Here is a 25,622-nt window from a genome sequence, read left to right on the forward strand (position 1 = left end):
CTTTTTTTCGCTCAGTACGTTTGCGAGACACAAATTAGCGTTAGCATTTGCACCGCTTGGCTCGTAAACTGTAATCATTAAGACATTGATGAGTCATTCGGAGCCATATTTTTGTCAAATAAGTTAACCACACTGAACCTATATTTAGAGCCATCAGACAACCGTCGCCTCGCTTCTTTGTGCGGCCCTTTTGATGACAACATAAAGCAACTGGAACGTCGTATCGGGGTTGAAATCAACTACCGCAATAATCATTTCCAGATTGTGGGTCAAGCAAGGAACTGCCTAACCGTCAATAACTTGCTAAAGCAACTTTATATAGAAACTCAGCCTGTTCAAGGTTCAACACCTGATTTAGAGCCTGATACCGTTCATGTCGCAATACAAGAAGCGGTTGCATTAGAAGCAGAAACGCCTCGTGATGACAAAGAGCTATATATCAAGACTAAACGCGGTGTGATTAAACCTCGCAACCCCAATCAAAGTGATTATGTCGCCAATATCGTTCGTCATGACATCACCTTTGGTATTGGTCCTGCTGGTACCGGTAAAACTTATCTCGCGGTTGCAGCGGCTGTCGATGCGCTTGAGCGCCAAGAAGTGCGCCGTATTTTGCTGACCCGCCCCGCCGTTGAAGCCGGCGAAAAGCTCGGGTTTCTACCTGGTGATTTAAGCCAAAAGGTCGACCCTTATCTACGTCCCTTATATGACGCACTATTTGAGATGCTTGGCTTTGAAAAGGTTGAGCGCCTAATTGAGCGCAATGTCATTGAAGTTGCGCCGCTAGCCTATATGCGCGGCCGTACCTTAAATGACGCATTTATCATTTTGGATGAAAGCCAAAACACCACGGTAGAACAGATGAAAATGTTCCTAACCCGAATTGGCTTTAATTCACGGGCGGTGATCACCGGCGATATCACCCAAATCGATTTACCTAAACACCAAAAATCAGGGCTACGCCACTCGATAGAGGTGCTTAATAAAGTCGAGGAAGTCAGCTTTAACTTCTTCCAAGCTAAAGATGTTGTTCGTCACCCTGTTGTGGCGCGTATTGTCGAAGCTTACGAAGAGCATGAGCATCAACTCGCCAGCGAAAAAGCCAAACGCGAGAGCCAGTATAAACAAGCAGAGTCAAGCTCCCATGACGCATAATCTGGAGCTTGATTTAGATCTGCAATACGCTATTGACGATCCACAGCTTCCTGAGCGTGAAAATTTTGAACTTTGGGTCAAAACCGCGCTCAGAGACACTATGGCACAGGCTGAATTGACCATCAGAATTGTTGATGAGCAAGAGAGCCAAAGCCTAAACCACAGCTACCGTGGCAAAGACAGGCCCACTAACGTGTTGTCTTTCCCATTTGAAGCACCGCCAGAAATTGAGATTCCCTTGCTTGGAGATCTTGTAATCTGTGCGCCAGTGGTTAAAAATGAAGCAATTGAACAAAAGAAAACCTTGCAAGCGCATTGGGCGCACATGGTTGTACATGGCTGTCTCCATCTGCTAGGGTATGACCATATTGAAGACGATGAAGCTGAAGAAATGGAATCATTAGAAACCCTTTTAATTCAGCAGTTAGGCTTTGAAAATCCATATAAGGAACAATAGTAGGTCAGCTGACCACGAGAATATTATGAGTGACGATATCCCACCGAGTACCAACGCCCAGAAGAAGGGCTGGTTAGAAAAAGTAAGTCAGTTATTCCAGGGCGAACCTCAAAGTCGCGACGAATTAGTGGAAGTGATACACGATGCTGAGCAGCGTGAAGTCATAACCGAAGATACTCGCGAAATGATAAAAGGTGTTTTAGAGGTATCAGATTTGCGCGTGCGAGACATCATGATCCCGCGGGCACAAATTGTGGCACTAAAAATCGATAACTCAGTTGAAGAACTGCTTTCAACTGTGATCAGTTCAGCGCATTCGCGTTTTCCAGTGGTCAATGAAGACAAAGACCATATTGAAGGCATATTACTCGCCAAAGATTTAATTCAATACGGTTTCAAAAACAGTGATGAGCCATTTGAGCTTACGCAAGTTATTCGCCCCGCTGTCGTCGTTCCAGAAAGCAAGCGAGTTGATGTATTGCTTAAAGAGTTTCGCTCACAACGCTACCATATGGCCATCGTAGTTGACGAATATGGCGGTGTGTCAGGCCTAGTGACCATTGAAGATATTCTCGAAGAGATCGTCGGGGATATTGAAGATGAGTTCGACCATGACTCGGCTGAAGAAACTGAAATCAGAAAAATCAGCAAACAGGTGTATATGCTCAAAGCGTTAACACCTATCGAAGACTTTAATCAGACATTCAATACAGAATTCAGCGATGAAGAGTTTGATACGGTAGGCGGTCTGGTTTCTCATGCATTTGGTCATTTACCCGCCCGCAATGAAAAAATCACCATCGAAAATATCGAGTTCAAGGTGATTAACGCTGATACACGTCGCTTAATTCAACTTCGAGTAAAGCTTCCAGAAGTACAACCTCAAGAATCAGAGGCTCAATAGAGCCTCTACCTCCACCGTTTTACAAGAGAGCTCCATGGGACTATTTAGCCGCCTAACAGGCCTGCATCCGATAATAAAATATCTTATCGCCTACTTAGTCGGTGCGAGTACGGCGCTCTCTTTTGCTCCCTACGGCTACTGGCCGATTTATGTCATTGCACTTGCAGTTGGCCTATGGCAAAGCCAAACATTAACGCCTAAGCAAGCATTTAAGTATTGGCTCAGCTTTGGCTTTGGCTGCTTCAGTGTTGGCATAAGCTGGGTGCATGTCAGTATGGCCGACTACGGCGGTATGCCGCTTATCGCCTCCATTGCCCTCATGGCATTGCTGGCTTTATATCTCGCTTTGTACCCTGCAATTGCCGGCTATTTGAGTCAGAAGTACGCACTCAATGTTGTTTGGCGTAATTTATTGCTGTTCCCTGCCTGGTGGGTTGTACTTGAGTGGGCAAGAGGCTGGGTGTTAACTGGCTTTCCTTGGCTTTGGGCCGGCTACAGCCAAACCCATGGACCATTGGCGCCGTTAGCCAGTGTTATTGGTGCCCTTGGCTTAACTTATCTCATTGCACTGCTTGCCGGCACACTAGCATTAACGCTGCATAAGCAGTTTAAACCTCTAATAGCAATAACTGCGATGTTAGCGTTAAGTACTTACGCCGTGGTACAAACCGATCCCCTTAGCCGCAACGGCGACAGTGTTAATGTGGCATTGGTGCAAGGCAATATTGCCCAAAGTATGAAGTGGGAGCCCGATGCCTTATGGCCAACTATGGTCAAATACATGGATTTATCGCGCCAGTCTTTGGCTGAAACCGATATTTTCATTTGGCCTGAAGCCGCGATTCCGGCACCTGAATACTTAGTGAAAGACTTTTTAGATAACGCTAACAAAGTGGCTAACCTCAATGACAGCGCGATCATCACCGGCATTATTGGCTACCGTAACGATGATTTTTATAACTCACTCATCGTGCTCGGTAACTACGATGAAAAACAGCAAGTAGATGCCAGCTACGTGGGTGATGGCAGCAACGAGTTCCGTAAACATCATTTATTGCCCATTGGTGAATTTGTACCACTTGAAGATTTACTACGACCACTCGCGCCGTTTTTCAACTTGCCCATGTCATCGTTTGCACGGGGCGACTACCTGCAACCCAACCTCAGTGCTTTAGGTTACCAACTAACCCCCGCAATCTGCTTTGAGATCGCATTTTCAGAGCAAGTTAGAGCCAATATTACCGAGCAAACCGACCTGTTGCTGACAGTGTCAAATGATGCCTGGTTTGGTAGTTCAAACGGCCCGCTGCAGCATATGGAAATGGCCCAAATGCGCGCCATAGAATTTGGCAGGCCACTACTGCGAGGCACTAACAATGGCGTAACGGCTGTGGCTAATGAATATGGTGAAATTACCCACCAGCTGCCACAGTTTGAAACTGGAGTATTGACCGCTAACGTGCCCCTTGTCAGTGGCACCACTTGGTATACCCGGCTAGGTGAATGGCCAGTATTGCTATTTTGTACACTGGCATTAATGTTTGCCACCATAAAAGTTTATCGCCGCAAATTAACTAGTTAAGAGAAATCGCTGTCCCATGAAGTTAAATGGATTTACGCTCGTTGAGCTTGTCGTTGTCATTGTTGTTTTGGCGATTTTAGCGGTCGTTGCTACGCCCAAGTTTATCGGATTGAGCAGTGAGGCCAAAATTGAAGCCATAAACCAAATCCAAGCAAGCACTAAAACCGCGAATAGCTTGGTATACGCTAAATCACAAATGCCTAGCTTGAGCAGCCAAGCCGTTTCTGGCCGTAGTGACCTGTTAGACATAGATGTTGACGGTGACGGTACAATCGATACTCGCCTGCTACGTGGTTACTTGGACAATACCGATATAGAAAAATGGTTGGAGTTAGACGATATTTTTGTCATCGAGTATCAAGGGATACATTTCACCTACATTGGCTATGATGATAACGGCGACGGCAAGGTCACTGACGACCAATGCTATTTCCGCTATCAACAAGCCAATGAAACCAGTGGTCCGCAATACACCACTAATGAAACCGGTTGTTAATCGATAAAATTAAGGCGTTAGCGCTTCACGGATAAACTCCTCGCTGTCGCATTGCGGACAATCAGGGATCACACCGGGAAACTCAATTTTCATTTCGTGGTTACAGCCGGTGCATATCAACACACCTTGCCCGACAATTTCGCCGCTTTGGTAAACCCCTTGATGTTTAAAATCTTGGGCAACTTCGTGCCATTCGACCTGACTGCGGTCTGTGATTTCACTTAGCCAATGCCATAATGTATTTTCAACAGCGATTAACGTGGGGCTATGACCTAAATCGTGGGCATTTTTCTCTTGTAAGTAGTTGGCGATGTCACGTTTTAAAAATTGTTCGACTAATGCAAGCTCGTCGGATTTAGTTTGCTCCTTCAATGCCAAGAATTGTTTACTAGCAGTAACAGTCTTATATAACTCCTTTACAGTCATAGAGTTATCAGACAAATATTCTGATTTAACTTGCGCAATCAGAGCCTCATAAAGCGACAGTAGTTCCGAACTTCGTTCACTCATGTTAAATACTCCTTAATGCGAACCTTTTTAATGACTCACTTCTAGTTTATTCTATGCAGATCTAACTCGCGCGGAAAGTGCGCAAGATCAAATAATAGGCGGCCTGGCCGGGAAACATCAATGCAAGAGCAATATTTACCTTCTGAGATTGAAGCTAAGGTGCAACAGCACTGGCAAGACAAAAAAACATTTGAAGTCACCGAAGACGAGAGCAAAGAAAAATATTACTGCCTTTCTATGTTCCCTTACCCATCGGGTCGACTGCACATGGGACACGTACGTAACTACACCATAGGTGATGTCGTTGCTCGTTACCAGCGCCTGCAAGGTAAAAATGTATTACAACCGATTGGTTGGGATTCATTCGGTCTGCCTGCTGAGAATGCGGCGATTAAAAATAAGGCTGCGCCAGCGCCTTGGACCTATGAAAATATCGATTACATGAAAAACCAGCTAAAAATGCTGGGCTTTGGCTATGACTGGTCACGTGAAATTGCCACCTGTACACCAGAATACTACCGTTGGGAACAATGGTTCTTCACTAAGCTGTATGAAAAAGGCCTAGTGTATAAAAAAACCTCGTCGGTTAACTGGTGTCCAAACGATGAAACCGTATTGGCTAACGAACAAGTTATCGACGGTGCTTGCTGGCGTTGTGATACCAGCGTTGAGCAAAAAGAGATCCCGCAGTGGTTTATTAAGATCACCGACTATGCTGACGAGCTGCTAAGCGATATCGACAAGCTAGACGAGTGGCCAGAGCAAGTTAAAACCATGCAACGCAACTGGATTGGTCGCAGTGAAGGCATCGAGATGACCTTCCAAGTCGCAGACAGTGATGAGTCGTTTGATATCTACACTACCCGTCCTGACACTGTGATGGGCGTGACCTACGTTGCTATTGCTGGCACCCATCCATTGGCAGAGAAAGCGGCAGCAAACAACCCTGCACTTGCAGCATTTATTGAAGAATGTAAAAACGCTGATACCACCGAGGCCGCAATGGCTGCGATGGAGAAGAAAGGTGTTGATACAGGCCTTAAAGCCATTCACCCACTAACAGGTAAATTGGTTCCTGTTTGGGCTGCCAACTTCGTGTTGATGAACTACGGTACCGGTGCGGTAATGTCAGTACCTGGCCATGATCAGCGTGATTATGAATTTGCTAATAAGTATGGCCTTGAAATTGAAGGTGTAATTAAACCAGTCGATGGTGAACTCGACATCAGTGAAGAAGCCTACACCGAAAAAGGTGTGCTATTTAACTCTGGTGAGTTTGATGGCTTAGACTTCCAAGCGGCATTTGATGCAATTGATGCAAAACTGTCTAGCGAAGGTAAAGGCAAGCGCCAAGTTAACTTCCGTCTACGCGACTGGGGCGTTTCTCGCCAGCGTTACTGGGGTGCCCCCATTCCAATGGTGACCTTGGCTGACGGCAGTGTTATACCAACGCCAGAAGACCAGCTTCCTGTTGTATTGCCTGAAGATGTGGTCATGGACGGCATCCAAAGCCCAATCAAAGCAGACAAAGAATGGGCTAAAACCACCGTTAATGGTCAAGAAGCGTTTAAAGAAACGGATACCTTCGATACCTTTATGGAATCATCTTGGTACTATGCGCGCTACTGTAGCCCTGATGCCGACCAGATGCTTGATCCTGCTAAAGCTAACTACTGGCTGCCTGTCGATCAGTACATTGGCGGCATTGAACATGCTTGTATGCACCTATTGTATTTCCGTTTCTTCCACAAGCTGCTGCGTGATATTGGCCTAGTCGACTCAGACGAGCCAGCTAAGCGCCTGCTGACTCAAGGGATGGTATTGGCAGATGCTTATTACTACACCAATGAAAAAGGCGCCCGTGTATGGGTAGCACCTTCTGAGGTTAAAGTATTAGAGACTGACGATAAAGGCCGTACTACCAAGGCTGTTGATAGCGATGGTAACGAGTTGGTTTATACCGGCATGAGCAAGATGTCTAAGTCGAAGAATAACGGTATTGATCCACAAGAGATGGTGGATAAATACGGTGCTGATACTGTGCGTCTATTTATGATGTTCGCTGCGCCGCCAGAGCTTACTTTGGAATGGCAAGAATCGAGCGTTGAAGGTGCTCATCGTTTCATCAAACGTTTGTGGAAACTCGCACACGATCACGTTGCACTCGGCGCAACGGTAGCACTTGATGTTAAATCATTAGATAACAATCAAAAGGCGCTACGTCGCGAACTACACAAAACCATCGCCAAAGTCGGTGATGATGTAGAACGTCGTCAGATGTTTAACACTGCCATTGCGTCGATTATGGAGCTGATGAACAAGCTGCAAAAGGCGCCTACCGCGACAGAGCAGGACCGTGCGTTGTTAAACGAAGCGCTGTCAGCTGTAGTACGCTTACTCTACCCTATTATTCCACATACAAGCTTTAGCTTATGGAATGAGTTAGGCCATGAGGGCGCCATTGAAGACTCACTTTGGCCAGAAGTTGATGAAGCGGCTTTGGTTGAAGACAGTAAGCTGATTATCGTACAAGTTAACGGTAAACTTCGTGCTAAAATCACCGTGCCAGCTGATGCCACTAAAGAGCAAGTTGAGCAAACAGGGCTTGCTGAAGAAGGCGTGCAAAAGCACACCGATGGCAAAACCGTACGTAAAGTGATTTATGTCCCAGGTAAGCTGCTTAATATTGTAGCTAACTAATAACCAAAGGAACGAATGCGTAGCTTATGCTAATTAAACGCTTATGTTTCGCCCTGTTAGCACTGAGCATTTTGCTCAGTGCCGGCTGTGGCTTTAAACTTCAACGTAGTTACTCAATTCCAGAAGAGCTTAAAACACTCCATTTAAGCAGCCCTGATGAGTACAGCGAGCTAAGTCGTCTAGTCCGTGAACGTCTAAGGCTTAGTAGTATCGCCTTAGTTGAGCAAGGTGATGACGTAGCTCAGTTACGCATCATTAAAGACTCACTTGATCGCTCAACGTTATCGCTCTATCCAACCGGTAACGTGGCAGAGTATGAGTTAACTTACCACGTCACATTTGCGGTAAAGTTACCTCAGCAGGAAATCCAGCCCTTTACGGTTGATATCCATCGCGATTATCTTGACGATCCGCGTACCGCATTGGCGAAAAGCCGCGAGATGGAATTGTTACTTAAAGAGATGCGCATTCAAGCCGCAGATCAGATGATCCAAACGCTTGCCTCACTTGAGACTGAGTAATGCGGGTTTACCCAGATCAGCTTGCTAAACAGCTCAATCCGCTTAAGGCGGTATATTTAATCTTTGGCGATGACCCTTGGTTGACAGACCAAGCGCGTCGCCAAATCATCAGTAGCGCACGCAGTCAAGGGTTTGATGAAAACGTGCAGCTGTATCAAGAGTCCGGTTTTGATTGGTCAAGCTTAGTTGACGAATGGCAATCAATGAGTTTGTTTGCCAGCCGCCGTATTATTGAACTGACACTCCCACAAGGTAAGCCTGGTGCCGATGGCAGCAAGACCTTTAAACAGTTACTTGACGTACCGAACCCTGATACGATTTTACTGATTAAAGGCCCGAAGCTTGCGGCGGAACAAACTAAAAGCAAGTGGTTTAAACTGCTCGATAGTGATGGCCTATATGTGCCATGTACCACGCCTGAAGGACCTCAATTTCAGCGTTGGTTAGACACACGCATCAATCATTTCAAACTGAACCTGAGTCCAGACGCTCGGAGTATGTTAGCCGCACTTTATGAGGGCAACTTACTTGCTGCCGATCAAGCCTTGCAACTACTCAGTCTATTAAGCCCAAATGAGATCATAAACACCGAGCAACTATCGGCTTATTTTGAGGACCAATCGCGCTTTTCAGTATTCCAACTCGCCGATGCGTTACTCGCCAACCAGCAAGAAAAAGCTCAACATATCCTAAGCCAATTGCAATCTGAAGGGGTCGCTCTACTGATTTTACTTTGGAGTCTGTTTAAAGAGCTAAGCAGTTTGCTCACCCTAAAATCGGCACAAGATCGCGGCGAACAACTGCAAAGCCTATGGCAGAAAATGCGCATATGGGATAAACGTAAGAGCCTTTATCAAGGCGCGCTGCAGCGCTTAGAGCGCACGCAAATAGAACATATGCTCGCCGTCACCTCAAGCATTGAGCGTAAACTGAAACAACATGGCGCAGAAGACTGGGTTGCCATCAGCCATCTATGTTTGCTGTTTGACCCATGCGCCCACCAGTCGCTTGCGCATATCGAGTTCGATTAATATGCACATCGGCATACTAGGTGGCACATTTGACCCAATCCACTATGGACATATTCGCCCAGCGATTGAAGTACAAGCGCAGTTAGGGTTAGACCAAGTGTGGCTGATGCCCAATCATATTCCGCCGCACAAAGCCGGCACCCACACGAGCACTGAAGACAGGTTGGCCATGGTAGGTTTAGTCACCGAAGACTATCCGCAGCTGGCGTTATGCGCCATTGAGGCCCAGCGAAACAGTCCTTCATACAGTGCTGAAACGTTGGCACAACTGGTCGATGAATATCCACAGCACACCTTTGTTTTTATCATGGGAACGGACTCATTCGTTAACCTCGACAAATGGCATTGTTGGCAGTCGCTGTTCGATTATTGTCATATCGCCGTATGTGAGCGCCAAGGCTGGCAACTCGCACCAAACAGCCAGATGGCGCAGCAACTTAAACAACGTCAAATAACGACAGCGGCCCTCAAGCACCAACGCTGTGGTGGCATTGTATTGGCTAGCATTACCCAGCAACCATACTCCTCAACCAGCATTAGAGCCCATTTGGCTGAAAATCAAACTATTGATGACGCCCTCCCCACCTCAGTTAGCCAGTACATCAAACAGCATAATTTGTATTGCTAATTTATGTAGTGTGATGATAAAACATCACTTTCATATCAGCTGCAATTGAGTGGCAAGCTCAGTATTGATGACACAGCAATCATTCATGGTAAAAATCAATCCAAAAGATCTACAGACCCTATAGAACCTGTTATACTGCTTCGCTGTTTGAAATGAATGAGGAAATACGCGTGCAAAGCGCCGAGCTAAAGCAGTTTGTCATAGACAAAATCGAAGATTTAAAAGCCAAAGACATCGTTACTCTTGAAGTGAGCGATCAGTCTAATGTTACTGATTTTATGGTAGTTTGTTCAGGTACATCTAAAACTCACGTTAGAGCAATTGCTGAAAATGTGGTAGTTGAATCTAAGCGAGCCAATATCCATATCAATGGTGTAGAAGGCCGCGATAGTAGCGAGTGGGTATTAGTTGACCTAGGTGATGTGATTTTACACGTCATGCAAGATCAAACCCGCGACTTTTATCAGCTTGAAAAGCTGTGGTCTGCCAAGCCAGAATAATGAAGTTACAGTTAGTCGCTGTCGGGACCCGCATGCCCAAATGGGTCACCCAAGGATTTGAAGAATATCAACGCCGTTTCCCTCGAGATATGGCTTTTGAATTGATTGAGATCCCCGCAGGAAAAAGAGGCAAAAATGCAGATATCGCCCGTATTCTGCATAAAGAGGGAGAGCAGATGTTAGCTGCGATTCCGAAAGGCAATCATATTGTAAGTCTTGATTTGCCAGGGAAAAATTGGACGACACCTGAACTAGCGACTCAACTTAACCGCTGGCAACTCGATGGCCGAGACGTGTCTCTGCTCATCGGTGGCCCAGAAGGTCTAGCCCCTGCATGTAAACAAGCCGCCAGTCAAAGTTGGTGTTTATCGGCTTTAACTATGCCTCACCCACTTGTGCGGGTGCTGGTAGCAGAAAGCCTATATCGTGCTTGGAGCATAAATAACAACCACCCGTATCATAGAGAGTAGCCCTGTTGCTATCAGTACTCATGGGCGGGTATGCTGTATAAGCCCTGTTTTAGAACACAATTGGAGACGGTATAATTGGCGCCAAGAAAACGCATGGCAATGCACAACCATGCAGCCGAAGCCTCGCTATTTAAACGTAGAGCCATCTTCACATTTGTCTGTGTTGTCCTGTTACTGTCGGTGCTGTTGGTCAATTTATATCACCTGCAAATTCTTTCATTTAAAGACTACGATACCCGCTCTAACGATAACCGAATTCGTGTCGTGCCAGTCGCGCCAAGCCGTGGACTGATCTACGACAGACACGGGCAGTTATTAGCTGAAAACCAGCCCTTCTTCTCATTAGAGATGGTGCCAGAGAAAGTCAAAGATATTCCAGCCACACTGGACGCATTAAGTGAAGTTATTGAACTGGATGAAGAAGCACAGCAAGACATTATTGACTCACTTAAATATCATCGCCGCTTCAAGCCTTTAACGATTAAAAATCGCCTCAGCGAATCTGATGTTGCCGAGTTCAGCGTCAATCAACATGATTTCCCAGGAATTTCGGTCGAGGCAGGCCTCAAACGCCATTATCCCCATGATGGACTAATGACCCATGTGCTTGGGTATGTAGGGCGCATTAATGACCGCGATCAAAACACCTTACAACTGTCAGGCGAATGGAAAAACTATGCCGCCACTAATGATATTGGTAAACAAGGCATTGAAAAGTTCTATGAAAGCTTACTCCATGGCAAGCCTGGACACCTAGAGGAAGAGGTCAATAACCGCGGGCGTACCATTAGAACCTTAAAGTCGGTTGAGCCAGAACCTGGGCAAGATATCTATTTAACACTCGATTTAAAGCTACAGCAAAAAGCAATGGAGATCCTCAATGGTCGCCGCGGCTCTATTGTGGCGATTGACCCGCAAGATGGCGGCATTCTAGCGATGGTCTCAAGTCCAAGCTATGATCCCAACCAATTTGTGCACGGCATTAGCTCTAAAGCATACAGCGCGCTGCTCAATGATAAATCACGCCCATTAATTAACCGCGCCACACAAGGTCAATATGCGCCAGCCTCTACCGTCAAACCCCATATCGCTTTACTGGGCCTAGAAGAGCAAACCATAACCGAGAAAACCCGTGTCTGGGATCCCGGTTTCTGGCAGATCCCCGGTGTAGAGCGAAAGTACCGAGACTGGAAACGTTGGGGCCATGGTTGGGTTGATGTTAACACGGCAATTGTCGATTCATGTGACACCTACTTTTATGATTTGGCTTATAAAACTGGTGTAGATAAGATTTCAAATTTCATGCAACACTTTGGCTTTGGCGAGCGCACCGGGGTCGATATATTTGAAGAGTCTGCCGGTATTATGCCATCGCGAGATTGGAAGCGAATGCGCTACAACCAACCTTGGTATATTGGTGACACCATATCCGTTGGCATTGGCCAAGGATACTGGACGACCACGCCACTGCAATTGGCCAATGCGGCGGCCATTATGGCAAATAAAGGTAAGCGCTATGTACCGCACCTGCTTAAATCGATAAAAGACAGTACGGCTAAAATCGATACCCCTATTGATGAGATGGCACCTGTTGAGTTAAGCAACCCAATGAACTGGGACATCATTAATGAATCGATGAAAAATACCGCCCATAAATCGCGCTTTGTTGACGCCGGTTACACCGCAGCGATGAAAACCGGTACCGCCCAAGTATTTAGTGTCGCAGAAGATGAAAAATACGATGCAGATACGGTTGCAGAGCATCTCCGCGACAACGCACTCATTATTGCTTATGCCCCTTATGAAAATCCCACGATAGTCCTAGCTGTGGTGTTAGAAAATGCGGGTTGGGGTGGCGCGAATGCCGGCCCTGTAGCCCGCGCTTTATTGGACGAATATATCCTTCGTGACTCATGGAGAACGCAATAATGGGCAGCCATAATCAAAGACCGAATATTTGGCAACGCCTGCATATTGATCTGCCACTGTTAATCGGTCTACTCGCACTGATGGCCTATGGCTTAGTGGTTATCTACTCTGCAGGTGGAGAAGACCCTGCCCTACTTGAGCGACAGTTAGTGCGCATAGGCCTATCGCTAGGCATCATGTTTGTGGTTGCGCAAATCAATCCAGAAGTATTGAAGCGTTGGGCCTTTCCCATATATATCATGGGCATTATCTTGCTACTTGGCGTGCACTTCTTCGGTGAGATCAATAAAGGGGCACAGCGGTGGCTCAACCTGGGTTTTATGGAGTTCCAGCCCTCAGAGCTCATCAAGCTGGCGTTCCCGATCACCATGGCCTGGTATATCAGTAAATTTCCACTTCCGCCGAAAAAACGCCACTTACTAGGTGCTGGGGTGATTTTGTTAATCCCAACGTTGTTAATTGCTAAACAACCAGATTTAGGCACCTCTATTTTGGTTGCCGCTTCGGGCATTTTCGTGCTGTTTTTATCCGGTATGAGCTGGCGAATTGTCGGCACATTTGTCGGCGGTGTATTAGCGATGCTGCCAGTGCTGTGGTTCTTCTTAATGCACGACTATCAACGAACCCGAGTACTAACTTTACTTGATCCAGAAAAAGATCCACTCGGCGCTGGTTACCATATTATCCAGTCTAAAATTGCGATTGGCTCCGGCGGCCTATCTGGCAAAGGTTGGTTACAGGGCTCACAATCACAACTGGAATTTCTACCCGAGCGTCATACTGACTTTATTTTTGCGGTGATTGGTGAAGAGTTCGGCTTAATAGGCAGTCTTATTTTACTGGCCCTATATCTATACGTGATAGGCCGTGGGTTGGTTATTGCTTCGCGGGCACAAACCAGTTTTGCCCGTCTGCTTGCAGGCAGTATTATCTTAACTTTCTTTGTCTACATTTTCGTTAACATCGGCATGGTCTCCGGCTTATTGCCAGTAGTAGGTGTTCCCTTACCATTAATCAGTTATGGTGGTACGTCGATGCTGACATTAATGACAGGTTTTGGCATTCTGATGAGTATTCATACCCATCGTCGTTTTATAGATAGATAATAAAGGATTGAACGTTGAAATTAGCCACCCAACTGTTTGCGCCACTGTCTTTTGCGCTATTGAGTTTTTCAGCCTTATCAACCGCTAATGTGATCCCCGCTGATGGTGATATTAGTGAAATTAAACAAGCATTTTTTACCGCTCAGCAACAGCAAGGCTTTAGTGAGCAAGCGATTGAAGACTACTTCAACAATGCCCAATATGAGCAGAAAGTCATTGATGCGATTACCACCCCATGGGAAGCCAAGCCCTGGCACCAATATTACCCTATCTTTCTGACGGAAAAACGCCTAGAAAAAGGCTTGGCGTTTTGGCAGCAACATGAAGCAACCATCACCAGAGCCGCTGACCAATTTAATGTGGATCCACAAATCATTGTCGCCATTATTGGTATCGAAACCTTCTATGGCGGCTATATGGGTAACTACCCAGTAAAAGATGCACTATTTACCTTAGGCTTTTACTACACGCCACGCGCCGATTTCTTTAGACGCGAATTTGGCCATTTGCAAAAGTTGGTTGAAGAGGAACAACTCGATATTAATCAACTCAAAGGATCCTACGCCGGCGCGATGGGTTTTGGTCAGTTCATTCCTTCTAGCTATCGTGCTTATGCCGTGGATTTTGATAATGACGGCAGACGCGATCTGCTCAATAGCACAGAAGATGCTATTGGTAGTGTGGCCAACTACTTCCACCAACATGGCTGGCAGCGCGGAGCGCCAGTGACCTTAGCGTTAACAGACGACCCGCGCTCTGACAACATTAAGCTGTGGGACAACAAGAAGCCTCACTACCAAGTGAAGGACATTCTTTCTCCAACCGCGTCGTTGCAACAATCAACCGATATTGATGTGACTCAAAAAGCCATCGTGATTGAATTGGAGCAGGCTGATAACAATGAGTACTGGTTAGGGCTCAACAACTTTTATGTGATCACCCGATACAACCGTAGCCCATTGTATGCCATGGCGGTCTATCAATTTAGTCAGCAGCTACAAGCCGCTTTTGAGGCAAAGTAACATGAAACAGCTCGTCGTAATAATGACGCTCATCTTACTGGTAAGCGCTTGCTCCAGCAGCTCGAGTAGCCGCTATAGCATGTCCAATGATAAAGCCCCAACTCATGCACCGGATGTCTCTAAAGTTGAAGATGCCCATCCTAAATATGAGCCCTATAGTCGAGGAGGCAACAAAAGTCAGTACACAGTGCTTGGCAAAACTTATCGCGTCCTCGAAACCGGTAAAGGGTATGAGGCAAAAGGGGTTGCTTCTTGGTATGGCGCTAAGTTTCATGGTCATTTAACTTCCAACGGCGAAACTTATGATATGTACTCCATGTCTGCCGCACATAAATCATTGCCCTTACCTAGCTATGTTAAAGTGACCAATGTTGCCAATAACAAGAGCGTGATTGTGCGAGTTAATGATCGCGGGCCTTTCCATGACAATCGTATTATCGACCTGTCCTATGCCGCAGCGCATCGTTTAGATATGTTAAAAACCGGCACCGCTAACGTCGAGCTTGCAGTTATCTATATAGAGAGTCCAGAATCGATGGCACTGGCACAACTCAAAGATCCGCAGCAGCAACACTTTATTCAAATCGTTGCGTCGTCTGATAAACAACGAATCGACAATTTAGCGCAAAAACTTAAAAGCCAATACTCGGTCGATGCGCGCACTATCACCCAAGGTAATTTGTACAAATTACAGCTTGGTCCCATCGGCCAACAACAGTTAGCGACTAAGCTCAACCAAGAGCTTAAGCAAAACGGTTACCCACAAAGCTATATTGTTACCGAGTAGTCCGAGTAAATTATCATTCAGTTAGCCAAAGATTAATGAACCTTCACTGATTTCACTGGTCGACTAATGGTATACTCGCGCTAATCTCAGCTTATTTTTCGCATTCAACCCAATAAGACGCACTCAGTAATATGAAATTTATTAACCAAAGTTTGAAATCACTTTTGCTCGCCGCCTCCGTTTCCGTGGTTACCGTACAAGCAGCGCCTGTTGTCACCCCCGATGCCCCTAAAGTTGCCGCGAAAGCCTTTGTACTAATGGACTACCATACTGGGCAAATTATTGCTGAAGAGAATGCATACGAAAGCCTTAACCCAGCCAGTTTAACTAAAATGATGACCAGTTATGTTATTGGTCACGAAATCAAGGTTGGCAACATTTCACCGGAAGATCAGGTCACCATCAGCAAGAAAGCTTGGTCTAAAAATTTCCCAGACTCTTCAAAGATGTTTATCGAAGTCGGCAAGCAGGTATCTGTTGATGACTTAAACCGTGGCATCATTATTCAATCAGGTAACGATGCGTGTGTGGCAATGGCAGAGCATATTGCTGGCACCGAAGATGGCTTTGTCGATTTGATGAACTCTTGGGCTAAGCAACTAGGCATGCCTGATAGTTACTTTGAAAACTCACACGGCTTAGACTCAGATAATCACAAGACGACTGCCTACGACATGGCTATTTTAGGTGCAGCGCTTATCCGCGATGTACCAGAAGAGTACCGCGTCTATTCAGAAAAATCTTTCACCTATAACGGCATCAAGCAGTACAATCGCAACGGCCTATTATGGGATAAAAGCATGAACGTTGATGGGATTAAGACCGGCCACACTTCTGGCGCTGGTTATAACCTTGTCACTTCAGCAACCAAAGATGGCATGCGTCTAATTACCGTAGTAATGGGCACTGCCAGTGAATCAGCGCGTAAAGCTGAAAGTAAAAAGCTACTTAACTATGGTTTCCGTTTCTTTGAAACCATCACCCCATATCAAGCTGGCGATAGTTTTGTCAGTCAGAAGATCTGGTATGGCGATAAAGAAGCGGTTGAGCTAGGTGTCACTACCGATACCCCTATTACCATTAACCGTGGTCAAGCTAAGAACTTACAAGCAAATTTCGAACTCAACAAAGAGCTAACGGCACCACTTGCCAAAGGCGAAACTGTTGGACGAATCTACTTCCAACTTAACGGCAAAGATATTGCCCAATTCCCACTTGTGACACTTGAAGCCGTTGAAGAAGGTAGCTGGTTCAGCAAACTAATGGATTACTTCAAACAACTATTTGCAGGTTGGTTTGGTTAATTCCAACATCTTAAATAAAGCCACCTGCGGGTGGCTTTGTTGTTTTTAAGGATCCGTGCCTTGAAAAAGGTATAATCGACACCATATATGCAGCCATAACCTTTAAGGCAGAGAATTAATCATGTTAGATACTAAATTTGATGAGTTAATGGAGTTTCCAGCCTCATTCCCATTTAAAGTTGTTGGTGACGCAGATGAAGCACTAGCAGACAAAGTGGTTGCTGTTGTGCAAAAACATGCACCAGGTGACTATGCGCCTACCACCAAAGCATCTAGCAAAGGGACTTACTATTCAATTACTATCCGCGTCACTGTGATCAGTAAAGAACAAGTAGAAACTTTGTATACCGAGCTTGCCGCCATTGAAGGCGTAAAACGCGTACTTTAATTCAACAAAGTGTGATCTAGATTACATTTCGTCAAGATGGGGCGTATAATACGCCCACTTAATGTCCTAGGGGAGAGGTTGCCCTTGCAAGAACGTCCGCTTCACATACGCCATCTAGGCCGCCAAGACTATGAAACCGTCTGGCATGCCATGCAACACTATACCGATAATCGTGATGCAGAGAGTCAAGATGAGTTATGGATTGTTGAACACAACCCGGTGTTTACTCAAGGCCAAGCAGGTAAAAGCGAGCATATCCTTAATCCCGGCGATATTCCGGTAATTCAGGTAGATCGTGGCGGCCAAGTCACCTACCACGGCCCAGGACAACTGGTCGTCTACCCACTGCTGGACATTAAAAGATTAAAAGTCGGCGTCAGACAATTAGTGACTGATATTGAACAAAGCATCATCCAGATGCTTGGCGAATACCAAATTGAAGCGTATGCCAAAGCCGACGCCCCTGGCGTTTATGTCGATGAGCGCAAAGTTGCTTCATTAGGACTCAGGATCCGTAAAGGTTGCTCTTTCCATGGCCTCGCGCTAAATGTGGATATGGACATGAGCCCTTTTCAAAGAATTAACCCGTGTGGGTATGCTGGAATGGAGATGATCCAGTGCAAAATGATTAATGGTCCGCAAACAGTAAAGGAAGCGGGAGACCAATTAGTCGATAAATTTAGCCAGATCTTAGGCTTCCAAGAACTAGTTCATCATCAAGGATTAGCACAGTCATATGAATAGGCCAGAAAGACTACAACCCGGCGTAAAATTACGTGATGCAGACAAAGTTTCACGCATTCCGGTAAAGGTCGTGCCCTCAGAGCGCGAAAACATGTTACGTAAACCTGACTGGCTACGCGTTAAACTGCCAGCTTCTAGTCAACGTATCGATGATATCAAGCAAGCACTACGTAAGAATGGACTGCATTCTGTCTGCGAAGAAGCCTCTTGCCCTAATCTGGCCGAGTGTTTCAACCACGGGACAGCAACATTTATGATTTTGGGTGCCATCTGTACCCGTCGTTGCCCATTTTGCGATGTTGCCCATGGCCGCCCTTTAAAGCCTGATGCCGAGGAGCCTAAGAAATTAGCCCAAACCATCAAGGATATGAAGCTCAAATACGTGGTGATCACCTCGGTAGACCGAGACGACCTTCGTGATGGTGGCGCACAACACTTTGCTGACTGTATTCGTGAAATCCGTATCCTTAATCCTGAAATCAAGATTGAGATTTTAGTACCGGATTTTCGTGGACGTATTGATGCTGCATTGGATATTTTGGCAACGGAGCCACCCGATGTATTCAATCACAACCTTGAGACCGCTCCCAAGCACTACCGTAAAGCGCGCCCAGGTGCTAACTATCAGTGGTCTTTAGATCTGTTGCAAAAGTTTAAGCAGCGCCACCCAAATGTGCCAACTAAATCAGGCCTAATGATGGGACTTGGTGAAACCAATGAAGAGATCGCTCAAGTACTACAAGACTTGCGTGCTCATGACGTTGAAATGCTCACCTTAGGTCAGTATCTGCAACCGTCAAAGTTCCATTTACCTGTAGAGCGCTACGTTCCGCCAGCAGAATTTGACGAGCTCAGAGAGTTTGCAGAGAAGATTGGGTTTACCCACGCCGCTTGTGGCCCAATGGTACGCTCAAGCTATCACGCCGATCTACAGGCACAAGGTAAAGAAGTAAAATAAGCCTTAATAATATAAAAAAGCGCCTTTAAGGCGCTTTTTTATTAGCTAATCACTCTGGGGCTAATCCTAGCTCCATCAATATTGCATCTTCACGTCCATCAGCAGCAGCAGGGTAATACCCAGCGCGCACAGAGGTTTGTTTAAAGCCTAACTTGCGATATAACTCAATGGCGCCGCTATTACTGGCTCGAACCTCAAGCATGACTCTGTCAGCCGCTAAAGCGCGGGCTTTATCACAAGTAGTCATAAGCAAACGCCTCCCCAACCCTCTACCCTGTTGACTTGGCTCAATACAGATATCAATAATGGTGGCATCTTCAAACAACACGTACAAAATACATGCACCAACGAGTGCTTGCCCGTCATAAAGTCCTAACACGTGGTAGAAGCGGCCAAAACAGCTATTAATCGTCTCTGTAGACATGGGGTACTGGTGACAGGATTGTGCCAGCCTAGTAAGCGCAGGTGTGCTGCTAGCATCGAGATCGTCTATGCGATAACTTGCCACTGTTTTATCGCTCATAAATCATCTGCCATAAGGCTTTTTTGGCTTCAACATTGCCCTCTAATTGGGCTAGCGGTGGTGACGATAATGTACAAGACACTTTCGGTAACTTACGAAGTCGCATATCCCAAAATACACCGCAATCTTTGCGATAACTCGTCGTGACATCAATGGCGTTAGTGTCATGCTCTAATATCTGTATAACGCTAGCAATAATTGGGTGTTGCTCGTCAATCGCGCTACCAGCATCAATAAGAATCGCTAAACGTTTAGCAGCTGGTGACGCTTTTGACCAACGGTCTATTCCCATAGCGTCTAAAAAGGCTTCTTTATTCAACAAGCTTACCTTGGTATTCAATGTATCTGATAGCTGAGTATATAAGGCGAATGGCCCTGTGCAAAACACAAATAGCCAACTTATATTTAGAATAGCGGAAAATAGAAAATAAACGGCCAGACAGCAAAAAGCCGTTCATTTCTGAACGGCTTCTCTAAATGTGGCAGGGGTGGCAGGACTCGAACCCGCAACCATCGGTTTTGGAGACCGCTGTTCTACCAATTGGAACTACACCCCTGTTGACGTGGGGCATTATGCTAAAACACCCCCAAAAGGTAAAGGACTTTTTAGCTAAAGATGCATTGATTGCAGCTTTTTCAGCCAAGAAGCCTCATTTTAAGTCATTTAGTGGCAAAAAGCGGCCAAACTCGTCAAAACTACAAACCACAAGGTGACGGTAACGCAGGTTGCATCGGCTTAACCCTGTCTACGAAAAGCTCCCCCGACGCTTGTAAGGTTCGCACATCTTGCTGCATTTCATTGAACTCTAGTACCTTATCAACCTGATGATAAACCCAATCCACATCTTGCTGATATTCACGCAACTCATCAGAATCAACAGGTCCGATAGAGCCATCCGCGCCCTTAGGCATAAACCACAAGTTAAAGTTTATCGACATCGGTTTTTCTGGGGCGACTTTGTCCGAATGGGTGGAGATTAGCTCACCATCTACATAGTACTTTACCGAATCCGGCTCAACCGTCATCATCAGAACTCGCCAACCAGCATAGCTTCCGGGTTTGCGGGTGTATTCATTCACTTTAGTCCAGGGTTCTAACTGAAATGTTTCCCAAGTTGTGGTCCACATAGCACTGTCACTATTGCTTCCCCAGCCACCGTTGGGCAGGTACTCGAAATCAACCTCGCTGTAGCTTGGATCCATAGGGTACGCCAAGGGACTAATGGTATAGAAGGTCTGAATCACTTCATCACCATCAGGGCCATAATTGGGCTCGTCGCGAAAGAACACTCTCGCTGCATAGGTGCCATAAAGGTATTTACGCGCATGGCAGACCTGCGTATGACGAGTATTATCCGCCTCACCTGCCGTGACTGACTTCATCGAAAACCCACCTGAATTAGCCCCGCTAAGTTTGGGATGAAAACTCACCCCCTCCGCAGACCAAGTCGCACCTTTGATGCCCGGATGCCCTGTCTCAGTCCTAGCTTTCCAGCCATTTTCATTAAACTCTGCGATATTTTGATAATCGAAATCATCAAAAAATACCGCTGGCTTGGCATTTGTTAAACCAGTAAAAAAGACTCCTGCCAAACTAATAGCTAATAGCGACTTGCTGTACTTCATAATGCTCCCTCAATAATGACAACGCTGTCATCAAAACTTAACACTCAAACCTTAGATGTGTAATAACCCTTTAGTATTAGGAGTGAACGAACCCAAGATCTGGTAATTATCAACTAATTCTATAACGCCGTTAGACTCGCCTTTCCCGGCTGTCCGCAACAAGAATCAACAGCACCTAGTTCATCCAAATTTCACTACAACTTCACTGTCAATTATGGCTATTTGATTGCGATATGAGTTGCAGTAGGGACAGGGAAAATCAGTAAGCTAACGCTTTTCCTCATTGTTGTTAGCGGTATTAAACGCGTTAAAGTTCAAGCCATTAATATGAATGAGCAAGATCAGCGCCACTCAGTATAGTTTTGAAGATAACTAGGGACGGTAAACGATAACGATATTCCGCTGAGAACCTATTAAATAGTGTTGGCTAAAAGGCTTTCCACAACGAAGAAACAAGACATTAGTAGCTACAATGCAATAGCAAATGAGCCGCAACACAATCATCTCAGCGTCTAGCTAGCTCCGTTTGGACATTTATTCGTCTTGGTTCAAGTGCCACTGGCTTTGCAATGGCTATCTCATATTTAGTTGCTTTAAATGACCTACTCGGTAAGCGCAGCACACACTTGAGGGCGAAGAAACTCCGATATGAATACAACGCATTCAGGATCTTAGTGGTTTGTTACGAAGCTGGAGGCAAGGCACACGGCCTTTCCTTGGCATCCATGCCATCAAGGCATTTGTTAGTCCTGAACATCAGATTTGCCGAATGCCAGAAACCCATGGATGCAGTTTCTGGCCAAGCTCAGCGACGTGTCGACGTAGGGGGATGTGGTTTCCTACTGTTTTGCCTTCGCTTTTCTAAAAAGAGAAAACCAAAGTGGCGCCTGGAAATGACCTACTCTCGTAGTTCGCGCAGCGAACACATGGGGGCGAAGAATCCCTGCTTTGGATGCATCGCATTCAAGGGCTTTGAAGCGCGAGTAACTTGTTACGAAGCTGGAGGCGAGGCACACGGAAGTGCCGAATGCCAGAAACGCATGGACGCAGTTTCTGGCCAAGCTCAGCGGCAGGGCGACGTAGGGAGTCGTTCTTTTCGCGCAGCGTATATACGAAAAAGCCCTAGCGATTTCTGCTAGGGCTTTTTCGTTACTGTTTTGCCTTCACTTTTCTAAAAAAAGTGGCGTCTGGAAATGGCCAGCTGCGCTAAAGCTCCGCGCTCATAAGCACATCGCTACCACGATATTCGCCCTACTCCACATGGTATTGAGCCTCACTACGTTCGGACTTTTTACTTCCCCATGTTCGAGTGTCATTTCAAAGCCCGTTAAACGAAAAAATCCCCAACACAAAGTGCTGGGGATTTATCGTTACTGTTTTGTGTTCACTTTTCTAAAAAGTGAAAACCAAGGTGGCGCCTGGAAATGACCTACTCTCGTAGTTCGCGCAGCGAACACATGGGGGTGAAAGTTAGGCGCTTTGAATACGCAGTATTCAGCCTGACTTGAACGCGGAGAAGCTTGCCTTCGTAGCTGGAGACCTCGCTTAGCGGCGGGGTGACGTAGGGAGTAGGCATTGCACTCACGTGCTTAAGTGGATAAGCCACCTGATAGAAATACTGACTCATTCGAGCCATTAGCTAACCTATTTTATTATGCTCCAAACGCAAAAAAGCCACCTTAATAAGGTGGCTTCTTCACTTAAATAGGCGTCTGGAAATGACCTACTCTCACATGGGGAGACCCCACACTACCATCGGCGCAATTGCGTTTCACTTCTGAGTTCGGGATGGGATCAGGTGGGACCACAATGCTATGGTTTCCAGACAAATTAGGTACAATTTAGAAAGCTAATTATTTATGCCCTATTCAGGCTAAGTCCACTTCAATCAAGTGTTTGTATTCTTCTGCAAGTTTCACCACCAGTAAAACCCATTAGGGTTGTATGGTTAAGCCTCACGAGTCATTAGTACATGTTAGCTCAACGCCTCACAACGCTTACACACCATGCCTATCAACGTCCTAGTCTCGAACGGCTCTTTAGAGGAATTAAATTCCTAGGGATGACTCATCTTAGGACTCGCTTCCCGCTTAGATGCTTTCAGCGGTTATCGATTCCGAACGTAGCTACCGGGCAATGCTATTGGCATAACAACCCGAACACCAGCGGTTCGTCCACTCCGGTCCTCTCGTACTAGGAGCAGCTTCCTTCAATCATCCAACGCCCACGGCAGATAGGGACCGAACTGTCTCACGACGTTCTGAACCCAGCTCGCGTACCACTTTAAATGGCGAACAGCCATACCCTTGGGACCGACTTCAGCCCCAGGATGTGATGAGCCGACATCGAGGTGCCAAACACCGCCGTCGATATGAACTCTTGGGCGGTATCAGCCTGTTATCCCCGGAGTACCTTTTATCCGTTGAGCGATGGCCCTTCCATTCAGAACCACCGGATCACTATGACCTGCTTTCGCACCTGCTCGACGTGTATGTCTCGCAGTTAAGCTGGCTTATGCCATTGCACTAACCGTACGATGTCCGACCGTACTTAGCCAACCTTCGTGCTCCTCCGTTACTCTTTGGGAGGAGACCGCCCCAGTCAAACTACCCACCAGGCACTGTCCTCAACCCCGATTCAGGGGCCAGAGTTAGAACATCAACACTACAAGGGTGGTATTTCAAGGTTGACTCCACAAGAACTGGCGTTCCTGCTTCAAAGTCTCCCACCTATCCTACACATGTAGGGTCAATGTTCAGTGCCAAGCTATAGTAAAGGTTCACGGGGTCTTTCCGTCTAGCCGCGGGTATACGGCATCTTCACCGCAATTTCAACTTCACTGAGTCTCGGCTGGAGACAGCGTGGCCATCATTACGCCATTCGTGCAGGTCGGAACTTACCCGACAAGGAATTTCGCTACCTTAGGACCGTTATAGTTACGGCCGCCGTTTACCGGGGCTTCGATCATGAGCTTCTCCGAAGATAACCCAATCAATTAACCTTCCGGCACCGGGCAGGCGTCATACCGTATACGTCATCTTGCGATTTTGCACAGTACTGTGTTTTTGATAAACAGTTGCAGCCACCTGGTATCTGCGACTGCCGTCAGCTTAGGGAGCAAGTCCCATCACCAACAGCAGCGTACCTTCTCCCGAAGTTACGGTACCATTTTGCCTAGTTCCTTCAGCCGAGTTCTCTCAAGCGCCTTGGTATTCTCTACCCGACCACCTGTGTCGGTTTGGGGTACGATTCCTACTAACCTGAAGCTTAGAAGATTTTCCTGGAAGCATGGCATCAACTACTTCAGTCCCTTAGGACCTCGTCATCAACTCTCAGTGTATGCGCACCCGGATTTGCCTAAGTGCACCACCTACAGCCTTAAACGCGGACAACCAACGCCGCGCTAGCCTAGCCTTCTCCGTCTCTCCATCGCAGTTAGCAGAAGTACGGGAATATTAACCCGTTTCCCATCGACTACGCCTTTCGGCCTCGCCTTAGGGGTCGACTCACCCTGCCCCGATTAACGTTGGACAGGAACCCTTGGTCTTTCGGCGAGGGAGTTTTTCACTCCCTTTATCGTTACTCATGTCAGCATTCGCACTTCTGATACGTCCAGTGTGGGTTACCCCTTCACCTTCAACCGCTTACAGAACGCTCCTCTACCGCTCAATACAAAGTATTGAACCCATAGCTTCGGTGTATTGCTTAGCCCCGTTAAATCTTCCGCGCAGGCCGACTCGACTAGTGAGCTATTACGCTTTCTTTAAATGATGGCTGCTTCTAAGCCAACATCCTAGCTGTCTAAGCCTTCCCACATCGTTTCCCACTTAGCAATAACTTTGGGACCTTAGCTGATGGTCTGGGTTGTTTCCCTTTCCACGACGGACGTTAGCACCCGCCGTGTGTCTCCCGAGTAGTACTCATTGGTATTCGGAGTTTGCAAAGGGTTGGTAAGTCGGGATGACCCCCTAGCCTTAACAGTGCTCTACCCCCAATGGTATTCGCTCGAGGCGCTACCTAAATAGCTTTCGAGGAGAACCAGATATCTCCCGGTTTGATTGGCCTTTCACCCCCAGCCACAAGTCATCACCGCATTTTTCAACATACGTGTGTTCGGTCCTCCAGTTGATGTTACTCAACCTTCAACCTGCCCATGGCTAGATCACCGGGTTTCGGGTCTACACCTTGCAACTAAACGCGCAGTTAACACTCGGTTTCCCTACGGCTCCGCTATTCGCTTAACCTCGCTACAAAATGTAAGTCGCTGACCCATTATACAAA

General features: G+C 46.5%; 23 protein-coding genes, 1 tRNA gene and 2 rRNA genes (1 of these 26 running past the window's edge). 19 read left to right on the forward strand and 7 right to left on the reverse strand.

The window, feature by feature from the left end:
• Window positions 1-111 precede the first annotated feature (111 nt).
• The 5 genes from FLM48_RS15965 to FLM48_RS15985 are packed head-to-tail and all read left to right on the forward strand — an operon-like array spanning window position 112 to window position 4,594.
• Window positions 112-1,155 (forward strand): PhoH family protein, encoded by a 1,044-nt coding sequence (locus tag FLM48_RS15965; RefSeq protein ID WP_028775246.1) that lies wholly within the window; start codon window positions 112-114, stop codon window positions 1,153-1,155.
• Window positions 1,145-1,612, forward strand: a complete 468-nt coding sequence (gene ybeY, locus FLM48_RS15970; protein ID WP_179025302.1) for an rRNA maturation RNase YbeY — start codon at window positions 1,145-1,147, stop codon at window positions 1,610-1,612. Before FLM48_RS15965 ends, ybeY begins: the two co-directional genes overlap by 11 nt.
• A 25-nt stretch (window positions 1,613-1,637) precedes the next feature.
• Window positions 1,638-2,516, forward strand: a complete 879-nt coding sequence (corC, locus tag FLM48_RS15975) for a CNNM family magnesium/cobalt transport protein CorC (protein WP_028775248.1) — start codon at window positions 1,638-1,640, stop codon at window positions 2,514-2,516.
• Window positions 2,517-2,550: 34 nt separating this feature from the next.
• On the forward strand, window positions 2,551-4,098 hold the full coding sequence (gene lnt / locus FLM48_RS15980; protein ID WP_179025303.1) for an apolipoprotein N-acyltransferase: 1,548 nt from the start codon (window positions 2,551-2,553) through the stop codon (window positions 4,096-4,098).
• Window positions 4,099-4,114: 16 nt separating this feature from the next.
• Window positions 4,115-4,594 carry a prepilin-type N-terminal cleavage/methylation domain-containing protein gene (locus FLM48_RS15985; RefSeq protein ID WP_179025304.1) on the forward strand — a complete coding sequence of 160 codons (480 nt, stop codon included), beginning with the start codon at window positions 4,115-4,117 and terminating at the stop codon, window positions 4,592-4,594.
• Window positions 4,595-4,603: 9 nt separating this feature from the next.
• On the opposite strand, the gene FLM48_RS15990 is transcribed toward FLM48_RS15985, so the two are convergent.
• Window positions 4,604-5,104 (reverse strand): zinc ribbon-containing protein, encoded by a 501-nt coding sequence (locus FLM48_RS15990; protein ID WP_179025305.1) that lies wholly within the window; start codon window positions 5,102-5,104, stop codon window positions 4,604-4,606.
• A gap of 120 nt (window positions 5,105-5,224) precedes the next feature.
• On the opposite strand from FLM48_RS15990, the gene leuS reads away from it, so the two are divergent.
• The 14 genes from leuS (at window position 5,225) to lipA (ending at window position 19,192) form a co-directional block, all read left to right on the forward strand.
• Window positions 5,225-7,804: a leucine--tRNA ligase gene (gene leuS, locus FLM48_RS15995; RefSeq protein ID WP_179025306.1), complete on the forward strand. Its 2,580-nt coding sequence runs from the start codon at window positions 5,225-5,227 to the stop codon at window positions 7,802-7,804.
• A 26-nt stretch (window positions 7,805-7,830) separates the two neighbouring features.
• Window positions 7,831-8,325 carry an LPS assembly lipoprotein LptE gene (gene lptE / locus FLM48_RS16000; RefSeq protein WP_028775253.1) on the forward strand — a complete coding sequence of 165 codons (495 nt, stop codon included), beginning with the start codon at window positions 7,831-7,833 and terminating at the stop codon, window positions 8,323-8,325.
• Complete coding sequence (holA, locus tag FLM48_RS16005; protein ID WP_179025307.1) at window positions 8,325-9,356, forward strand: DNA polymerase III subunit delta; 1,032 nt, start codon at window positions 8,325-8,327, stop codon at window positions 9,354-9,356. Before lptE ends, holA begins: the two co-directional genes overlap by 1 nt.
• Window position 9,357: 1 nt before the next feature.
• Window positions 9,358-9,984 carry a nicotinate-nucleotide adenylyltransferase gene (nadD, locus tag FLM48_RS16010; protein WP_179025308.1) on the forward strand — a complete coding sequence of 209 codons (627 nt, stop codon included), beginning with the start codon at window positions 9,358-9,360 and terminating at the stop codon, window positions 9,982-9,984.
• 170 nt (window positions 9,985-10,154) lie between these two features.
• Window positions 10,155-10,484, forward strand: coding sequence for a ribosome silencing factor (gene rsfS / locus FLM48_RS16015; protein ID WP_028775256.1), 330 nt, complete (start codon window positions 10,155-10,157; stop codon window positions 10,482-10,484).
• The gene (rlmH, locus tag FLM48_RS16020) at window positions 10,484-10,954 is read left to right on the forward strand and encodes a 23S rRNA (pseudouridine(1915)-N(3))-methyltransferase RlmH (protein ID WP_028775257.1); all 471 of its coding nucleotides are present in this window, start codon (window positions 10,484-10,486) and stop codon (window positions 10,952-10,954) included. The genes rsfS and rlmH overlap by 1 nt, the downstream gene beginning before the upstream one ends.
• Before the next feature lie 75 nt (window positions 10,955-11,029).
• Entirely contained in the window at window positions 11,030-12,883 is a 1,854-nt protein-coding gene (gene mrdA / locus FLM48_RS16025) for a penicillin-binding protein 2 (RefSeq protein ID WP_179025309.1), read from the forward strand.
• A complete protein-coding gene (gene rodA / locus FLM48_RS16030; protein WP_028775259.1) occupies window positions 12,883-13,989 on the forward strand; it encodes a rod shape-determining protein RodA in 1,107 nt (368 codons plus the stop codon). Before mrdA ends, rodA begins: the two co-directional genes overlap by 1 nt.
• Window positions 13,990-14,003: 14 nt before the next feature.
• Window positions 14,004-15,011 carry a lytic murein transglycosylase B gene (gene mltB, locus FLM48_RS16035; RefSeq protein ID WP_028775260.1) on the forward strand — a complete coding sequence of 336 codons (1,008 nt, stop codon included), beginning with the start codon at window positions 14,004-14,006 and terminating at the stop codon, window positions 15,009-15,011.
• Window position 15,012: 1 nt separating this feature from the next.
• The gene (locus FLM48_RS16040) at window positions 15,013-15,798 is read left to right on the forward strand and encodes a septal ring lytic transglycosylase RlpA family protein (protein WP_028775261.1); all 786 of its coding nucleotides are present in this window, start codon (window positions 15,013-15,015) and stop codon (window positions 15,796-15,798) included.
• Window positions 15,799-15,929: 131 nt separating this feature from the next.
• Window positions 15,930-17,102 (forward strand): serine hydrolase, encoded by a 1,173-nt coding sequence (locus FLM48_RS16045; protein WP_028775262.1) that lies wholly within the window; start codon window positions 15,930-15,932, stop codon window positions 17,100-17,102.
• Between the two features lie 121 nt (window positions 17,103-17,223).
• Complete coding sequence (gene ybeD, locus FLM48_RS16050) at window positions 17,224-17,490, forward strand: DUF493 family protein YbeD (protein ID WP_028775263.1); 267 nt, start codon at window positions 17,224-17,226, stop codon at window positions 17,488-17,490.
• 84 nt (window positions 17,491-17,574) lie between these two features.
• Window positions 17,575-18,234 (forward strand): lipoyl(octanoyl) transferase LipB, encoded by a 660-nt coding sequence (gene lipB, locus FLM48_RS16055; RefSeq protein WP_028775264.1) that lies wholly within the window; start codon window positions 17,575-17,577, stop codon window positions 18,232-18,234.
• Window positions 18,227-19,192, forward strand: coding sequence for a lipoyl synthase (lipA, locus tag FLM48_RS16060; protein WP_179025310.1), 966 nt, complete (start codon window positions 18,227-18,229; stop codon window positions 19,190-19,192). Before lipB ends, lipA begins: the two co-directional genes overlap by 8 nt.
• A gap of 49 nt (window positions 19,193-19,241) precedes the next feature.
• Here lipA and rimI read toward each other — a convergent pair whose 3' ends face one another.
• The 6 genes from rimI to FLM48_RS16090 all read right to left on the reverse strand — a co-directional run.
• On the reverse strand, window positions 19,242-19,715 hold the full coding sequence (rimI, locus tag FLM48_RS16065; protein WP_179025311.1) for a ribosomal protein S18-alanine N-acetyltransferase: 474 nt from the start codon (window positions 19,713-19,715) through the stop codon (window positions 19,242-19,244).
• The gene (locus FLM48_RS16070) at window positions 19,705-20,034 is read right to left on the reverse strand and encodes a DNA polymerase III subunit psi (RefSeq protein WP_179025312.1); all 330 of its coding nucleotides are present in this window, start codon (window positions 20,032-20,034) and stop codon (window positions 19,705-19,707) included. The genes rimI and FLM48_RS16070 overlap by 11 nt, the downstream gene beginning before the upstream one ends.
• Window positions 20,035-20,195: 161 nt before the next feature.
• Window positions 20,196-20,272 (reverse strand) — tRNA-Trp (locus FLM48_RS16075).
• A gap of 139 nt (window positions 20,273-20,411) precedes the next feature.
• Window positions 20,412-21,341 carry a glycoside hydrolase family 16 protein gene (locus tag FLM48_RS16080; RefSeq protein ID WP_179025313.1) on the reverse strand — a complete coding sequence of 310 codons (930 nt, stop codon included), beginning with the start codon at window positions 21,339-21,341 and terminating at the stop codon, window positions 20,412-20,414.
• Window positions 21,342-23,051: 1,710 nt separating this feature from the next.
• Window positions 23,052-23,167 (reverse strand): 5S ribosomal RNA (gene rrf / locus FLM48_RS16085).
• 118 nt (window positions 23,168-23,285) lie between these two features.
• A 23S ribosomal RNA gene (locus FLM48_RS16090) occupies window positions 23,286-25,622 on the reverse strand; it runs 556 nt beyond the window's last position.

Source organism: Shewanella sp. Scap07 (assembly GCF_013394145.1).
Taxonomy (GTDB): Bacteria; Pseudomonadota; Gammaproteobacteria; order Enterobacterales; family Shewanellaceae; genus Shewanella; species Shewanella waksmanii.

Coding starts and splice junctions, on each gene's coding strand:
- leuS (WP_179025306.1), top strand. CDS start 5,225: ATGCAAGAGCAATATTTACCTTCTGAGATTGAAGCTAAGGTGCAACAG.
- FLM48_RS16080 (WP_179025313.1), bottom strand. CDS start 21,341: ATGAAGTACAGCAAGTCGCTATTAGCTATTAGTTTGGCAGGAGTCTTT.
- lipA (WP_179025310.1), top strand. CDS start 18,227: ATGAATAGGCCAGAAAGACTACAACCCGGCGTAAAATTACGTGATGCA.
- rlmH (WP_028775257.1), top strand. CDS start 10,484: ATGAAGTTACAGTTAGTCGCTGTCGGGACCCGCATGCCCAAATGGGTC.
- nadD (WP_179025308.1), top strand. CDS start 9,358: ATGCACATCGGCATACTAGGTGGCACATTTGACCCAATCCACTATGGA.
- holA (WP_179025307.1), top strand. CDS start 8,325: ATGCGGGTTTACCCAGATCAGCTTGCTAAACAGCTCAATCCGCTTAAG.
- FLM48_RS15990 (WP_179025305.1), bottom strand. CDS start 5,104: ATGAGTGAACGAAGTTCGGAACTACTGTCGCTTTATGAGGCTCTGATT.
- corC (WP_028775248.1), top strand. CDS start 1,638: ATGAGTGACGATATCCCACCGAGTACCAACGCCCAGAAGAAGGGCTGG.
- ybeD (WP_028775263.1), top strand. CDS start 17,224: ATGTTAGATACTAAATTTGATGAGTTAATGGAGTTTCCAGCCTCATTC.
- FLM48_RS15985 (WP_179025304.1), top strand. CDS start 4,115: ATGAAGTTAAATGGATTTACGCTCGTTGAGCTTGTCGTTGTCATTGTT.
- FLM48_RS16045 (WP_028775262.1), top strand. CDS start 15,930: ATGAAATTTATTAACCAAAGTTTGAAATCACTTTTGCTCGCCGCCTCC.
- FLM48_RS16040 (WP_028775261.1), top strand. CDS start 15,013: ATGAAACAGCTCGTCGTAATAATGACGCTCATCTTACTGGTAAGCGCT.
- lnt (WP_179025303.1), top strand. CDS start 2,551: ATGGGACTATTTAGCCGCCTAACAGGCCTGCATCCGATAATAAAATAT.
- rimI (WP_179025311.1), bottom strand. CDS start 19,715: ATGAGCGATAAAACAGTGGCAAGTTATCGCATAGACGATCTCGATGCT.
- ybeY (WP_179025302.1), top strand. CDS start 1,145: ATGACGCATAATCTGGAGCTTGATTTAGATCTGCAATACGCTATTGAC.
- rodA (WP_028775259.1), top strand. CDS start 12,883: ATGGGCAGCCATAATCAAAGACCGAATATTTGGCAACGCCTGCATATT.
- lptE (WP_028775253.1), top strand. CDS start 7,831: ATGCTAATTAAACGCTTATGTTTCGCCCTGTTAGCACTGAGCATTTTG.